This window comes from Citrobacter amalonaticus Y19 (assembly GCF_000981805.1).
Classification (GTDB): domain Bacteria; phylum Pseudomonadota; class Gammaproteobacteria; order Enterobacterales; family Enterobacteriaceae; genus Citrobacter_A; species Citrobacter_A amalonaticus_C.
In genome coordinates, this window is record NZ_CP011132.1 from 2094471 (window position 1) to 2108177 (window position 13707).

Annotated in this window: 17 protein-coding genes; 9 read left to right on the forward strand and 8 right to left on the reverse strand. The window is 52.4% G+C overall.

Annotation, left to right across the window (positions count from 1 at the left end; translation table 11 throughout):
- The first annotated feature begins 1 nt into the window (after position 1).
- From fliO to rcsA, 5 genes are all read left to right on the forward strand, one after another.
- Complete coding sequence (fliO, locus tag F384_RS09495; RefSeq protein ID WP_046481256.1) at positions 2-376, forward strand: flagellar biosynthetic protein FliO; 375 nt, start codon at positions 2-4, stop codon at positions 374-376.
- Positions 376-1113, forward strand: coding sequence for a flagellar type III secretion system pore protein FliP (gene fliP / locus F384_RS09500; protein WP_046481257.1), 738 nt, complete (start codon positions 376-378; stop codon positions 1111-1113). Before fliO ends, fliP begins: the two co-directional genes overlap by 1 nt.
- Positions 1114-1122: 9 nt before the next feature.
- On the forward strand, positions 1123-1392 hold the full coding sequence (gene fliQ, locus F384_RS09505; protein ID WP_042318268.1) for a flagellar biosynthesis protein FliQ: 270 nt from the start codon (positions 1123-1125) through the stop codon (positions 1390-1392).
- 8 nt (positions 1393-1400) lie between these two features.
- Positions 1401-2195 (forward strand): flagellar biosynthetic protein FliR, encoded by a 795-nt coding sequence (gene fliR / locus F384_RS09510; RefSeq protein WP_046481258.1) that lies wholly within the window; start codon positions 1401-1403, stop codon positions 2193-2195.
- A 280-nt stretch (positions 2196-2475) separates the two neighbouring features.
- Positions 2476-3099, forward strand: coding sequence for a transcriptional regulator RcsA (rcsA, locus tag F384_RS09515; RefSeq protein ID WP_046481259.1), 624 nt, complete (start codon positions 2476-2478; stop codon positions 3097-3099).
- A 55-nt stretch (positions 3100-3154) separates the two neighbouring features.
- Here the strand turns inward: rcsA and dsrB are convergent, their stop codons facing one another.
- The gene (gene dsrB, locus F384_RS09520) at positions 3155-3343 is read right to left on the reverse strand and encodes a protein DsrB (RefSeq protein ID WP_046481260.1); all 189 of its coding nucleotides are present in this window, start codon (positions 3341-3343) and stop codon (positions 3155-3157) included.
- Between the two features lie 129 nt (positions 3344-3472).
- On the opposite strand from dsrB, the gene yodD reads away from it, so the two are divergent.
- Both yodD and F384_RS09530 read left to right on the forward strand, forming a co-directional pair.
- On the forward strand, positions 3473-3700 hold the full coding sequence (yodD, locus tag F384_RS09525) for a YodD family peroxide/acid resistance protein (protein WP_042318260.1): 228 nt from the start codon (positions 3473-3475) through the stop codon (positions 3698-3700).
- Positions 3701-3989: 289 nt separating this feature from the next.
- On the forward strand, positions 3990-4805 hold the full coding sequence (locus F384_RS09530) for a mannosyl-3-phosphoglycerate phosphatase-related protein (RefSeq protein WP_046481261.1): 816 nt from the start codon (positions 3990-3992) through the stop codon (positions 4803-4805).
- On the opposite strand, the gene dgcQ is transcribed toward F384_RS09530, so the two are convergent.
- From dgcQ to F384_RS09540, 3 genes are all read right to left on the reverse strand, one after another.
- Positions 4802-6496: a cellulose biosynthesis regulator diguanylate cyclase DgcQ gene (dgcQ, locus tag F384_RS09535; protein ID WP_052746913.1), complete on the reverse strand. Its 1695-nt coding sequence runs from the start codon at positions 6494-6496 to the stop codon at positions 4802-4804. The genes F384_RS09530 and dgcQ overlap by 4 nt on opposite strands.
- A 129-nt stretch (positions 6497-6625) precedes the next feature.
- Entirely contained in the window at positions 6626-6802 is a 177-nt protein-coding gene (locus F384_RS27915) for a YodC family protein (protein ID WP_052746914.1), read from the reverse strand.
- Positions 6803-6877: 75 nt separating this feature from the next.
- Entirely contained in the window at positions 6878-7795 is a 918-nt protein-coding gene (locus F384_RS09540; protein ID WP_193388321.1) for a DUF808 family protein, read from the reverse strand.
- A 171-nt stretch (positions 7796-7966) separates the two neighbouring features.
- Here F384_RS09540 and yedA point away from each other — a divergent pair, with 171 nt between their 5' ends.
- Positions 7967-8887, forward strand: coding sequence for a drug/metabolite exporter YedA (gene yedA / locus F384_RS09545; protein ID WP_046481263.1), 921 nt, complete (start codon positions 7967-7969; stop codon positions 8885-8887).
- On the opposite strand, the gene F384_RS09550 is transcribed toward yedA, so the two are convergent.
- The 4 genes from F384_RS09550 to drpB are packed head-to-tail and all read right to left on the reverse strand — an operon-like array spanning position 8879 to position 11831.
- Complete coding sequence (locus F384_RS09550; RefSeq protein ID WP_046481264.1) at positions 8879-9346, reverse strand: very short patch repair endonuclease; 468 nt, start codon at positions 9344-9346, stop codon at positions 8879-8881. The two genes, yedA and F384_RS09550, sit on opposite strands and share 9 nt — an antisense overlap.
- Positions 9327-10760: a DNA cytosine methyltransferase gene (locus F384_RS09555; protein ID WP_046481265.1), complete on the reverse strand. Its 1434-nt coding sequence runs from the start codon at positions 10758-10760 to the stop codon at positions 9327-9329. Before F384_RS09555 ends, F384_RS09550 begins: the two co-directional genes overlap by 20 nt.
- 50 nt (positions 10761-10810) lie before the next feature.
- The gene (locus F384_RS09560) at positions 10811-11509 is read right to left on the reverse strand and encodes a phosphohydrolase (RefSeq protein WP_046481266.1); all 699 of its coding nucleotides are present in this window, start codon (positions 11507-11509) and stop codon (positions 10811-10813) included.
- A 52-nt stretch (positions 11510-11561) separates the two neighbouring features.
- On the reverse strand, positions 11562-11831 hold the full coding sequence (drpB, locus tag F384_RS09565) for a cell division protein DrpB (RefSeq protein ID WP_046481267.1): 270 nt from the start codon (positions 11829-11831) through the stop codon (positions 11562-11564).
- A 644-nt stretch (positions 11832-12475) separates the two neighbouring features.
- Between drpB and ompC the strand changes: the two genes are divergently transcribed.
- Positions 12476-13663 carry a porin OmpC gene (ompC, locus tag F384_RS09570; protein WP_046481268.1) on the forward strand — a complete coding sequence of 396 codons (1188 nt, stop codon included), beginning with the start codon at positions 12476-12478 and terminating at the stop codon, positions 13661-13663.
- Positions 13664-13707: the final 44 nt, after the last annotated feature.

Here is a 13707-nt window from a genome sequence, read left to right on the forward strand (position 1 = left end):
CATGAAAACCCAGGCCACTGTTCAACAGCCTTCTGCCGTCCCGGGCTCCCCCCTGATGCAGGTCAGCGGCGCGCTGTTGGGGATCATCCTGTTGATTCTGGCGGCCGCGTGGGTCATCAAACGTCTGGGCTTTGCGCCGAAAGGCAGCCATGCGCGTGGACTGAAAATCTCCGCCAGTACTTCGCTGGGTCCGCGCGAACGCGTGGTGATTGTCGACGTTGAGGACGCGCGGCTGGTGCTTGGCGTCACGGCGTCAAACATCAGTGTGCTGCATACCCTCCCCCCGGCCCCTGTTGTGCCAGAAGAGACGCCGTCTGCTCCTGCCGATTTTCAGGCCATGATGAAGAGTTTGCTTAAGCGTTCCGGGAGATCCTGATGCGCCGTTTGTTATCCCTTACGCTGACCGGTCTATGGCTTATCAGCCCTGCCGCACTGGCGCAACTTCCTGGTCTGGTGAGCCAACCCCTGCCTGGCGGCGGACAGAGCTGGTCGCTTCCCGTGCAGACGCTGGTCTTTATCACCTCGCTGACCTTTATTCCAGCCATTTTGCTGATGATGACCAGCTTTACCCGCATCATCATTGTCTTCGGCCTGCTGCGTAATGCGCTTGGCACACCGTCCGCACCGCCAAACCAGGTGCTGCTGGGGCTGGCGCTGTTTCTGACTTTTTTCATCATGTCTCCGGTCATCGACAAGATTTATGTCGAGGCGTATCAGCCCTTCAGCGAAGAGAAAATCTCGATGCAGGAAGCGCTGGATAAAGGTGCGCAACCGCTGCGTGAATTTATGCTACGCCAGACCCGCCAGGCCGATCTGGCACTGTTCGCCCGTCTGGCAAACAGTGGCCCGCTTCAGGGGCCGGAAGCCGTGCCGATGCGCATTTTGCTGCCTGCCTATGTGACCAGCGAGTTGAAAACTGCTTTTCAGATTGGCTTTACGATATTCATCCCTTTCCTGATTATTGACCTGGTGATCGCCAGCGTGCTGATGGCGCTGGGGATGATGATGGTTCCCCCGGCAACCATTGCCCTACCGTTCAAACTGATGCTGTTCGTGCTGGTTGATGGCTGGCAACTGCTGGTGGGTTCGCTTGCACAAAGTTTCTATAGCTAGAGGCAAAAAATGACACCCGAATCGGTCATGATGATTGGCACCGAGGCCATGAGAGTTGCTCTCGCCCTTGCCGCCCCCCTGCTGCTGGTCGCGCTGGTAACAGGGCTTATCATCAGTATTTTGCAGGCCGCCACGCAGATTAACGAAATGACGCTGTCGTTTATCCCGAAAATCGTGGCGGTGTTTACGGCGATCATCGTGGCCGGGCCGTGGATGCTGAATTTGCTGCTGGATTACGTACGCACGCTGTTCACCAATCTGCCGTACATCATCGGGTAAGGCGACAGATGTTGCAGGTCACCAGCGATCAATGGCTGCACTGGCTGAGCCTCTATTTCTGGCCGCTGCTGCGCGTACTGGCGCTGATCACCACCGCACCTATCCTCAGTGAGCGCGCGGTTCCTAAACGGGTGAAACTGGGGCTGGGGATCATTATCACCATCGTCATTGCCCCTTCTTTACCGCCTAACGATGTGCCGATTTTTTCGTTTAACGCGTTATGGCTGGCGATGCAGCAAATCCTGATCGGCATCGCGCTGGGCTTTACCATGCAGTTTGCCTTTGCGGCGGTGCGTACGGCGGGTGAGATTATCGGTTTGCAGATGGGGCTTTCCTTTGCCACCTTTGTCGATCCGGCAAGCCATCTGAATATGCCAGTGCTCGCCAGAATCATTGATATGCTGGCGATGCTGCTGTTCCTGACCTTTGACGGTCATCTGTGGCTGATTTCACTGCTGGTCGACACGTTTCACACCCTACCAATAGGCGGCAATCCGGTGAACAGCAACGCGTTTCTGGCGTTGGCCAGAGCGGGGAGTCTGATTTTCCTCAACGGCATGATGCTGGCGTTGCCGGTTATCACCATGCTGCTAACGCTGAACCTCGCGCTGGGATTACTAAACCGTATGGCGCCGCAATTATCCGTATTTGTTATTGGCTTCCCACTCACCCTGACCGTGGGTATCACATTAATCGCAGCATTAATGCCGTTGATTGCGCCGTTTTGCGAACACCTATTTAGTGAAATTTTCAATTTATTAGCTGATATTGTTAGTGAATTACCCGGTAATAATAGTCCATAATGTTTATCGTGTTTTTCTAAGGATTATCCGAAAGTCATTCAGTAAAAACATCTACCAGCATAACTCTCACGCGCTTTATTTGTTTTTATCTCTCTCACATAACGCAACATTTACTTTACTTTAAGACAATTCCAGGCAAATTATACGTAACTTTACGGGATAGTAAGTCCGCCTGAAAACCGCATACGCGTCTCATTAGGTGAAGCATTCGGTTCCGTTAAGTTGTGATGAGATATTCAGGTAAGGGGAATTATCGTTACGCATTGAGTGAGGGTAAGCCATGTCAACGATTATTATGGATCTATGCAGTTACACCCGGCTAGGTTTGACCGGGTATCTGGTAAGCAGAGGGGTGAAAAAAAGGGAAATCAACGACATCGAAACCGTTGACGAACTCGACATCGCTTGTGACACACACCAACCTTCTGTGGTGTTTATTAATGAAGACTGTTTTATCCATGATCCAGCCAACAGTCAGCATATAAAGCAAATCATTAATCAGCATCCCAATACGCTATTTATTGTTTTTATGGCAATTGCCAATGTCCATTTTGATGAATATCTATTAGTCAGAAAAAACTTATTGATCAGTTCAAAATCAATAAAGCCGGAATCACTGGACGATCTCCTTGGCGATATTCTGAAAAAAGAGACGGACTCCGCCGGGGTAATAAATTTACCGACGTTATCATTAAGTCGAACTGAGTCCAGTATGTTGCGCATGTGGATGGAAGGCCAGGGAACAATTCAAATTTCAGATCAAATGAATATCAAGGCAAAAACGGTGTCATCCCATAAGGGGAATATAAAACGAAAGATCAAGACGCATAACAAACAGGTTATCTATCATGTCGTCAGACTGACCGATAACGTGACCAACGGTATATTCGTTAACATGCGATGAGACGTCCCGACTGGTGGATGTCCCACCAGCCGGGTTTACATCGGCCATCGTGACCCTACTCAACCTTCTCCACAAAGATACCATCCTGATGCCCTGACTCGTTAAAGAACCAGATGCCGAGCGGGTAGTCTTCCAGCGAAACCAGGTACATTGTGCCTTCACTAAACTCTTCCACTGCCAGTACCACGCCAGGGCGACGAGAACCGCCGTCCGTTTTGACTGTCACCCGATCATTCACCTTCATCATTATCCTCCTGTGGCTTTGTGCCAGTGTAGAACAAAAACCGCCGCCTGACAGCGTTTGACAGGTTCGATTGCGGGTTTTCTCAACGGTCTATACTTAGTCTGTGACACGGTTAATGACGAGGTTGCAATGAAGACCGCGAAAGAGTACAGCGATACCGCAAAACGTGAAGTCAGCGTCGACGTTGACGCGTTGCTGGCGGCAATTAATGAAATCAGCGAGAGCGAAATTCATCGTAGCGGAAACGACCCGGACAGAGTCAGCGTGGACGGTCGTGAGTATCATACATGGCATGAATTAGCCGAGGCGTTTGAGTTGGATATCCATGACTTTAGCGTGACGGAAATTAATCGCTGACCGGCAGCGAAAAAAATCCCGACCCTGACGGGTCGGGATGAAACTTGCTTATGCAAGAAGCACTTGAAAATTCGTTACACCAGGAAATCTGATGTACGCTAAACCTTATCCGCAATTTTTTTGCATGACAAGCAAATATTTTTCAGACAAATGATTAATCCTTCTAATGGTTAGGGCGCACACGCTGTCAGCACGCATGATGACGGAACCGATCCCAATCTCCTGTCAGGCAAAATGCCCTGTTTTTAGGATTTATCCAAATACGGCGACTTACGTGACGAGAATAAAAATGCTATCACTTGACGCTCCACTGCTGATTTTTACCGATCTCGATGGCACACTGCTGGACAGTCATACCTATGACTGGCAACCCGCTGCCACCTGGCTCGCTCGCCTGCGTGAGAAAAATATCCCCGTGATCCTGTGCAGCAGCAAAACCGCCGCTGAAATGCTGTACATCCAGAAGTCGCTCAGCCTGCAAGGACTGCCGCTGATCGCTGAGAATGGCGCCGTGGTTGAACTGGACAGCCGCTGGCAGGCGCATCCTGACTTTCCGCGCCAGATCTTCGGAGCGTCTCATGCTGAAATCAGCGCCGTACTGAATAAACTCCGTACCCGATCCGCGTTTAAATTCACGACGTTTGATGATGTCGATGAGTCCATCATCGCCGAATGGACCGGCTTGTCGCCTGCCCAGGCCAGCTTAACGCGCCTGCATGAAGCCTCTGTCACCCTGATCTGGCGCGACAGCGACGAGCGCATGGACGAGTTCGCCCGACAACTCAACGACCTGGGATTGCAGTTTGTCCACGGCGCACGCTTCTGGCATGTCCTGGATATCGCATCAGGCAAGAACCACGCGGCAAACGGACTGATTGATCTCTATCGCCGCCAGTGGAAGAAACGCCCGGTCACCGTCGGTCTGGGCGATGGCCCAAACGACGCCCCGCTGCTTGAAGCGATGGATTACGCGGTCATCGTCAAAGGACTGAACCGCGACGGGGTGGTTTTACGCGCCGGCAGCGCGGTGCAGGTTTATCGCACCCAGCATGAAGGGCCCGAGGGCTGGCAGGAAGGCATGACCTGGCTGTTTGCCGCGCCTTAATTCTGATCCGCCGCGCAAACCCGGTTACGTCCCGCCTGTTTCGCCTGGTAGAGTCTGCGATCCGCCAGCGACTGGAGTTGCTCAAAATCGTAGTCCCCGGTTTCCTGGGTACTACTCACCCCGAGTGAGGCGCTGATCCGCAGCGTGGCGCTTTTCGCCACCAGAATCTCTTTCTCATTCAGCCGCTGACGGATGCGCTCAGCTATCTGCTCCGCCTGCGCCAGAGACGTTTCCGGTAAAACCACGCAGAACTCCTCGCCGCCAACACGTCCGGCAACATCATAAGACCGTAATGTGCCGCTGATTAAGCCTGCGGCATGTGTTAGCACCCGATCCCCGGCCTGATGCCCAAAACGGTCATTGATGCTTTTGAAGTGGTCAAGATCGATCTGAATAACCGACAGCGGTTGTTTTTGCACCCGGCAACGCTGGGTCAGCTGTTTGGCTTTTTCAAACAGCGCACCGCGGTTATACAGGCGGGTCAGCGTATCGTGCCAGGCCTGCCACTGAAGTGAACTTTGCAGCACAAACATATTGCTGACCATATGGCGGATAACCACCCAGGAGATAATCAGCATCGCGGTGAACAGCGCCCACAATAACGCCAGCGCAATGCTGATACTGCCGAAATCGCCGTGTACCCCTTCACTTAAGGTATGTACCCGTACCAGCACGCCGTCGAAATGGTCCAGCCGTTCCCAGCTAATATAGCGGCTCCCCATGCGCAAGCCGCCTACCGTATCCTGTTCAATATCGTGCGCCAGCATCGCCAGTTCGCGCTCGTCAAACATCTTTGCATTTCTCAGTTCCGGCGTTGAAGCTGCCAGCAGTTGCAGTTTGCTGTCGTAGAGCTGATATTCCCCTTCCACGTCCTTGTCGATAGCCTCATCCATAAACCGTTCCACCGCTGAAACGGGAATGGTCATCGCCAGCACACCGAGCCAGTAATGGTCGTTATCCAGCGGCACACTGACGGTGACGCGCTGCTGATCGTAGTTGAGCCCGGGTAACGGCGATGTGAACCAACGCACGCCGCGCATCCGGTTTTTTCGCTGCGACTGCTCAGTAAACCAGGGTTGAATCACGTAGTCGTAGTAACGGGTAGTAATTTCGCTGGAAAGCGATGTCGACAGCGTGGAGACGTAAAAACCTGCGCGCGAGACGTACATTGCCTGTTGCGACAGGGACGTGCGGGTGATCGCCAGGCGCAGCAGATACCCCACTTCCAGCGCGGCAGTCAGTTCGTTATCCAGCGATTCGCTGTCACGAGAGAGCACCTGAGTTTGATTCACAAACGAGTCAGAAACGCCATTCAGCGGCAACGTCCGTCGCTTATCCAGTTCAAGCTGCCAGACGCGCGAGTGGCGTAACTGTTCAAAATGGGTAACCGCATCTTTTAACGCGGAAAATCCCAGTGGGGCGATCAGCGCCTCGTGCATCCCGTCACGCAGAAACAGCAGTTTATCCACGTTGAATTGCAGTTGCTTATCGAGGGCGTTGGCGACATTTTCCAGATGATTGCGCTGGCTGGAGATATACGCGTCTTCCAGGACGACCACTTCCCGCCAGGTCAGCAGGGTTGAAAAAAACATGACGATCAGAAAACAGAGATTCACGACATGGCCAGGGCCGAGTCGCCGCGCCAGCGTTTTCAGCCAGCCCCAGTTTTCCATCGTTGTTTCGTGCGGCACTCTGACCACTCCCTACTCGCGATTGCTTTCCTAATCCTGGCATAACTCAGTACGTTACGTATCGTAGCCGTCACGTATTTTTGCATTTAAGAAAACGCCCGACGGTCGCCGGGCGTTCAGGCATCAGGCTTATTCACACCGTTGTCTGGCATCACCGGCAACGAGTTCATTCTCATGGAATGCTTCTCGCCTGACGCCAAACCCATCATACCACCGACACTCCACCATACCGCTGGAATAGCCGGTAACAATCATGCGCGGACCGCCCTCTTTCACAGTCACTTCCTCACTGACCGAAAAAACCATGTTACCTCCTGTATACAGTGAACGTTTTCACCTTAGACGAGGATGTCTGGTTTTGCCGCATTGTGGGGAAGACTTTTAGTGCGCAACCCCGCGCACTCTGGCCACCACTTTCACCAGCAGCACGACGATCGCGCCGATGATAAAACCCAGCACCAGGTTCAGAAGCGTCGGCAAAATCAATGCCACCACGGCACTTTGCTGTTGGGCGAACTGTTCAATGGCATGATGTAACGGCGCAACGCCGTGCACCACGATCCCGCCGCCCACCAGGAACATCGCCAGCGTGCCAACCACCGACAATGATTTCATCAGCCACGGCGCGACAACCAGCAATCCTTTACCTAACGCCTGCGCCAGCACGCTGGTTTTTTCCGCCAGCCAGTAGCCCATATCATCCAGCTTAACAATAAGTCCGACCAGACCATAAACGCCAATCGTCACCACCAGCGCAATCCCCGACAGGACCAGCACCTGATTGAGCAGCGGTGCCTCGGCCACTATCCCCAGCGTGATCGCCACAATCTCCGCAGAGAGAATAAAGTCGGTTCGCACCGCGCCTTTGATTTTATCTTTTTCAAACGCCAGCGGATCCTGCGCCGCCAGCGCTTCCAGCCGCCGTTGTCGTTCAGCCGGATCTTCTTTGTGTTTTCGCGATTCGAGGGTGTGCAGGACTTTCTCCACACCTTCAAAACAGAGGAAGGCACCGCCAATCATTAACAACGGGGTAATGGCCCAGGGAATAAAGGCACTGATGAGCAACGCCAGCGGCACCAGGATCACTTTGTTGACGAGCGAGCCTTTCGCCACGCTCCAGACCACCGGCAACTCGCGATTCGCTCTCACCCCCGTCACCTGCTGCGCGTTAAGCGACAGGTCATCTCCCAGTACGCCAGCGGTCTTCTTCGCGGCCAGTTTGCCCATCATCGAGATATCATCCAACAGCGTGGCGATATCATCGAGTAAGGTCAGTAAGCTACTTCCTGCCAAAATTATTCCCTCATTTTTTTCTTCTTGAAGCGTTAAGTATGGAGTAAAACGCATAAGGCTGAAACTGGCATCATTCGTCAACATTTTTCTAACAAGATGCGTGAATTATATCGCTCGCCAGCCCGATAGTTTTCGCGTTTACTATGTCGCTTGTTAGCGTTTCTCACGTGAGGGATTATGCGTTTCAGGCAGTTGTTACCGCTTTTCAGCGCACTGTTTGCGCTGTATATCATCTGGGGTTCCACCTATTTCGTTATCCGTATCGGCGTGGAAAGCTGGCCACCGCTGATGATGGCTGGCGTCCGCTTTCTCGCCGCCGGGGGAGTGTTAACTGCCTTTTTACTGCTGCGCGGCCATAAACTGCCACCGCTTCGTCCGCTGCTTAACGCGGCGCTGATTGGCATTTTACTGCTGGCCGTCGGCAACGGGTTGGTCACGGTGGCGGAACATCAGGACGTCCCGTCCGGCATTGCGGCGGTTGTGGTGGCGACGGTCCCATTGTTCACCCTGTGCTTCAGCCATTTCTTTGGCATCAAAACCCGCAAGCTGGAGTGGATGGGGATTGCCATTGGGCTGGCGGGGATCGTGATGCTCAACAGCGGTGGCAATCTGAGCGGCAATCCGTGGGGGGCAATATTAATTCTGATTGGCTCGATCAGTTGGGCGTTTGGCTCCGTCTACGGTTCCCGCATTACGCTGCCAGTGGGAATGATGGCCGGCGCCATTGAGATGCTCGCCGCCGGGATCGTACTGATGGGTGCTTCGCTTATCAGCGGTGAAAAGCTGACCGCGCTGCCGTCACTGTCAGGCTTCCTGGCAGTCGGTTATCTGGCGGTGTTTGGATCCATCATCGCCATCAACGCCTATATGTATTTGATCCGTAACGTCAGCCCCGCACTGGCAACCAGTTACGCCTATGTGAACCCGGTCGTTGCGGTGTTGCTAGGGACGGGACTGGGCGGTGAACGTCTGGCGCTGATTGAATGGCTGGCGTTGGGGGTCATCGTCTTTGCGGTGGTTCTGGTGACGCTGGGGAAATACCTTTTCCCGGCTAAACCGACGCCTGAACCGGCGGAAAACGAAAAGACGTTACAGTAAATGCATTCCCTGAGTGTCGATCTGCGCGGGCGCGCCTCCGCCGCAGATCCACTCTTCAAGACGTTCAGACAGCGCAACGTCGCTAAGCCTTTCCCGCCCGCGCAGCGCACATTCCCAGACAATCAGCACCCGCCAGCCCAGCTCTCGTAAATGCTGGATATCGCGGCGATCGCGCGCCACGTTTTTACCGATCTTATCCAGCCAGAAATCGGTGCGTGTGGCCGGCACTTTAAACAGGTAGCAATGGTGGTGATGCCAGAAACAGCCGTGGGTAAAAATCACGCAGCGGTATTCATCCAGCACAAAATCGGGGCGTCCAGGCAGCGACGCATCCTGAACGCGATAGTCGAGTCCCTGCTCTGCCAGCAGTCCTGCAAGCCGTTTTTCGATGGCAGTATCGCGGGTCGCGATGGCCCGCATGTTTTTACTGCGCGTGGCCTTATCGTGAACGTCCGCCATGCACAATCTCTTGCTGACGTAACGCGACCGCCGCTTTAATTTTCTCTTCCAGCAATTTCGCCACGGCGGCAAACGCGGGCACCACCACCGAGTTACCAAACTGGCGATAGGCCTGGGTGTCAGAAACGGGGATACGGAACTGGTATCCCTGCGGCGACTCAAAGCCCATCAGTCGCGCGCACTCTCTCGGCGTTAAGCGACGCGGACGATGCTGCTGGTTTTGCGGATCGTCGAAGTTTACTTCCCCGACAGCAAAATCCCAGCCACGGTCGATGAGGATTTCTGCGCCATCTTTGTAATAGCGCGCGGAAAGCGTGCGCGTCACACTATTCGGATTTGCGGGATAGACCATGCCGTAGCCAAAACCGTTGCCTTTCGCCTGATGCTTTTTCGCGTAGCGGTAGAGATATTTCCACAGCACGGGCGTCAGTATATATTTGGCTTCCACTACCGGTTCCAGCAGCTCCGCCAGGGTAGTGCGTCGCTGCGGATAACGCGTACTGATATCACGCAGGGTAAAATCACGCTTCAGATTCAGATCGCGGCGAAATCCGACCAGCACAATCCGTTCCCGGTGCTGCGGCAAGAAATGTTTGCCATCGATAATTTTCGGATCGTCCGGGCCGTTATCCTCCGCATCGGCGACGTCATAACCCAGTTCATCCAGCGTTTGCATAATGATGCGGAACGTTTTGCCCTGATCGTGACTTTTCAGGTTTTTCACGTTTTCCAGAACAAAAATCGGTGGACGGCGGGCGTCAATGATGCGCACGACGTCAAAGAACAGTGTCCCCTGGGTATCACAGGCAAAACCGTGGGCTCGTCCCAGCGCATTTTTCTTCGACACGCCGGCAAGCGAAAATGGCTGACACGGGAAGCCTGCCAGCAGGACATCGTGCTGCGGCACATGTTGGCGGATATGCTCTGCCGCCTGACTGTCGCTAACGCCTTCGCGATGGCTGAGCGTGATATCGCGAATGTCTTCATTAAAGTGGTGACTCGCCGGATCGCAGTAATAGTTGGCTTTATAGGTACGCACCGCATGTCTGTTCCACTCGCTGGTAAACACGCACTGCCCGCCTATCGCCTCAAAACCGCGACGAATACCGCCAATGCCCGCAAAGAGATCAATAAACCGAAAGGCATAGTGAGGATGGTGCGCAGGCGGCGTAGGCAGCAGGGAGTGCAAAAACGCCGACTCTCTTTCACTTAGTCGATGCCATGCTGAGGCATTCGCCGCCACGCGCTTTAAAATGGCCGGACTCCAGTGGTTCTCGCCGATTCCATTCAGGTGAGCCACCAGCGTTTTAACATCATAAATTTCCAACAATTTCGCCAACAACCCCTGCGCAACGTCTGTATGACTGTCTGTCGCGGGAACCAGCGAACCTGTTACTGAAAGATTTTGCTGCATATCGTCAACCGGCCAAAAAAGAGTGTCGTCAGGTTAACATAAAATTGGCGTTACGAGTGGCTGGGGCGAAATGCGCGGATCACCGCAGGATCGACAGACTCATACTCCCCGTTTAGCTCAGCGCTCAGCTTTGCCATGTAGTTCACCAGGAACTCAGCATTATGCCGGGCCAGTTCGCGTCCGCGCTCGGTTTGCATAGTGCCAGGCAATGTCAGTAATTTGGTCTGGAAGTGATCGAGGGCGAACTGTTTGTCATTGAGCACACGCCGCTGTGCTAAGGGATCTTCAGCATCAAAAAGCGCCACGCCTAACGCGCCGGAAACCGCAAAGACGCGCGCCAGCCCTATCGCGCCCAGCGCTTCAAGCCTGTCAGCATCCTGAACGATTTTTGCTTCCAGCGTGAGGGGGGCAATGTTCGCGCTAAAACTGTGGGCTTCGATCGCGTGGCAAACCGGTGCCAGTCGCGACGCGGGGAAGCTCGGGAAATCATGGATGAGGATACGGCGGGTTTCAGCGGCAGCCAGAACCGACGAGCGATGACGCTCCGGATGATTTTTGGCAAGACTGACAATGTCATGAAAATAACAGGCTGTCAGCACGACCAGCCCATCCCCTTCCAGCCCTTCCATCAGCTGCCGGGATGTTGCCCAGACGCGGCGAAAATGAAAGATATCATGCGCGGCATCCTGCCGGGTGTGATGGTTACATAACCACGCTTCAAATTGTGATTGCCAGTGCTGAAGATCCACATTGCCTCCCGTACGTTAAGAAACGCTACAGTAGCAAGTTTCTCTCGCGTCTTCACGTTGGCAGACGGCGTGGGCGTGTATACCAGGCGATGCCGCCGAGGATCAGTCCCACCAGCCCGAGAACCAGAAAACCCAGCAGAGCGCCCATCCATTTTCCGCTGGTTGAGCCAAGTGAACTTTCGAATCCGGCAACCGGAATCGACTGAATGTGGCTGATCACCCACGCGTAGCGAAGCATGGCCCAGACAAAGTAGACGCAGAAAGCGTAAAACACCCACAACGCCAGTTTTCCGCCCAGACTCCGTGTTGCTCTTTCTTCCATACTGCTCAAAGGAAACTCCATTTTTGTCATATAACTCAAAAAATCTTACTCATTTTTGTGATTATAATCACATTTTTATGTTGTGTGTGTCACAATGCCACCGCCAGTCATTGATTTTGCATATGTATTGATCCAGGGCAATTTTAGTTATGTCACAAAAATCCTCTGTTACTTCAACTCGTATTAATCATCCCCCAGGTTTCCGTTTATTTACGCATATTGAAAACAGATAAAACATTCACCCCATCAACCCGTTTTCTATTTTATATTAGCTATATCATTATGAACGTGACATTAGCCTTTTATCGTTACGTTAACTTGTTTCTTATAACCAACACTCATGCCGATTTTTTATTATCACACCAGACTTACCGATCCATTTTCCTTCAGCAATCATTCAAGTTATCAATGCCACCTACAAAGTCATAATTTCATGATATAAAACCATAAAAAACACGAATAATTTTTAAATTAATCATATAGAATGAATTATAAAAGACCAAATAGAAACATTTAGAAATATTTAAAATATAATTGTTACATGTTATTTTTAAAATAAAATGAACTCTATGGAATAGTATCCAGCATGTTCTTTTGGAAAGAAGAGCTTATTCACGCGAATTATCATCATAAGGGAAACCATAATGAAAAGAAAAGTATTGGCAATGCTTGTCCCCGCATTACTTATTGCTGGCACGGCACATGCAGCTGAAATTTATAATAAAGATGGCAATAAATTAGACCTCTATGGAAAAGTGGATGGCCTGCACTACTTCTCTGACGACAGCGGCAGCGATGGCGATCAGACCTATGCCCGTCTTGGTTTCAAAGGCGAAACCCAGATCATGGATCAACTGACCGGTTACGGTCAGTGGGAATACAACATTAAAGCCAATGGAACCGAAGGTGACACAGGCGACTCCGCAACTCGTCTGGCCTTTGCTGGTTTAGGTTTCGGCCAGAACGGTACCTTTGACTATGGTCGTAACTATGGCGTGGTTTACGATGTAGAAGCCTGGACCGATATGCTGCCAGAATTTGGCGGCGACAGCTATACTCAGACCGACGTCTATATGCTGGGTCGTACTAACGGCGTTGCGACTTACCGTAACAAAGGTTTCTTCGGTCAGGTTGATGGCCTGAACTTTGCGCTGCAATATCAGGGTAACAATGAAGGTTCAGGCGGCTTCGCTGGACAGGAGGGTTCGGGTAACAGCGCCAACCGTAAACTGGCTCAAGAAAACGGCGACGGTTTCGGTATGTCCACCTCTTATGACTTTGACTTCGGTCTGAGCCTGGGTGCAGCCTACTCCAATTCCGATCGTACTGATAATCAGGTTACTCGTGGTTATGGCGATCGTTCCCATGCCAACAACTACGCCGGTGGTGAAACCGCGGAAGCCTGGACCATTGGCGCGAAATATGACGCGAACAATATCTATCTGGCCACGATGTATGCCGAAACCCGCAATATGACTTACTACGGCGGTGGCAAAGGTGAAACAACTGGCGGTATTGCAAACCAGACCAAAAACTTTGAAGCGGTTGCACAGTACCAGTTCGATTTCGGTCTGCGCCCGTCCATCGCTTATCTGGTATCTAAAGGTAAGGACCTGGGCGGTCAGGATCACGACGGTGATAGAAACTCACGCTACACCGACAAAGATCTGGTGAAATACGTTGATGTGGGCATGACCTACTACTTCAACAAAAACATGTCTACCTACGTTGATTACAAAATTAACTTGCTGGACAACGATGATCACTTCTATGCAGACAACGGCATCGCGACTGATGACGTTGTTGCTGTGGGTTTAGTGTATCAGTTCTAATCTCCAGAATAATTTCAGGCCCGCTTCTGGCGGGCTTTTTTGTG

Excerpts from the sequence above, each read along its gene's own strand:
- fliO (WP_046481256.1), top strand. The coding sequence starts at position 2 with ATGAAAACCCAGGCCACTGTTCAACAGCCTTCTGCCGTCCCGGGCTCC.
- fliP (WP_046481257.1), top strand. The coding sequence starts at position 376 with ATGCGCCGTTTGTTATCCCTTACGCTGACCGGTCTATGGCTTATCAGC.
- fliQ (WP_042318268.1), top strand. The coding sequence starts at position 1,123 with ATGACACCCGAATCGGTCATGATGATTGGCACCGAGGCCATGAGAGTT.
- fliR (WP_046481258.1), top strand. The coding sequence starts at position 1,401 with ATGTTGCAGGTCACCAGCGATCAATGGCTGCACTGGCTGAGCCTCTAT.
- rcsA (WP_046481259.1), top strand. The coding sequence starts at position 2,476 with ATGTCAACGATTATTATGGATCTATGCAGTTACACCCGGCTAGGTTTG.
- dsrB (WP_046481260.1), bottom strand. The coding sequence starts at position 3,343 with ATGAAGGTGAATGATCGGGTGACAGTCAAAACGGACGGCGGTTCTCGT.
- yodD (WP_042318260.1), top strand. The coding sequence starts at position 3,473 with ATGAAGACCGCGAAAGAGTACAGCGATACCGCAAAACGTGAAGTCAGC.
- F384_RS09530 (WP_046481261.1), top strand. The coding sequence starts at position 3,990 with ATGCTATCACTTGACGCTCCACTGCTGATTTTTACCGATCTCGATGGC.
- F384_RS27915 (WP_052746914.1), bottom strand. The coding sequence starts at position 6,802 with ATGGTTTTTTCGGTCAGTGAGGAAGTGACTGTGAAAGAGGGCGGTCCG.
- yedA (WP_046481263.1), top strand. The coding sequence starts at position 7,967 with ATGCGTTTCAGGCAGTTGTTACCGCTTTTCAGCGCACTGTTTGCGCTG.
- F384_RS09550 (WP_046481264.1), bottom strand. The coding sequence starts at position 9,346 with ATGGCGGACGTTCACGATAAGGCCACGCGCAGTAAAAACATGCGGGCC.
- F384_RS09555 (WP_046481265.1), bottom strand. The coding sequence starts at position 10,760 with ATGCAGCAAAATCTTTCAGTAACAGGTTCGCTGGTTCCCGCGACAGAC.
- drpB (WP_046481267.1), bottom strand. The coding sequence starts at position 11,831 with ATGGAAGAAAGAGCAACACGGAGTCTGGGCGGAAAACTGGCGTTGTGG.
- ompC (WP_046481268.1), top strand. The coding sequence starts at position 12,476 with ATGAAAAGAAAAGTATTGGCAATGCTTGTCCCCGCATTACTTATTGCT.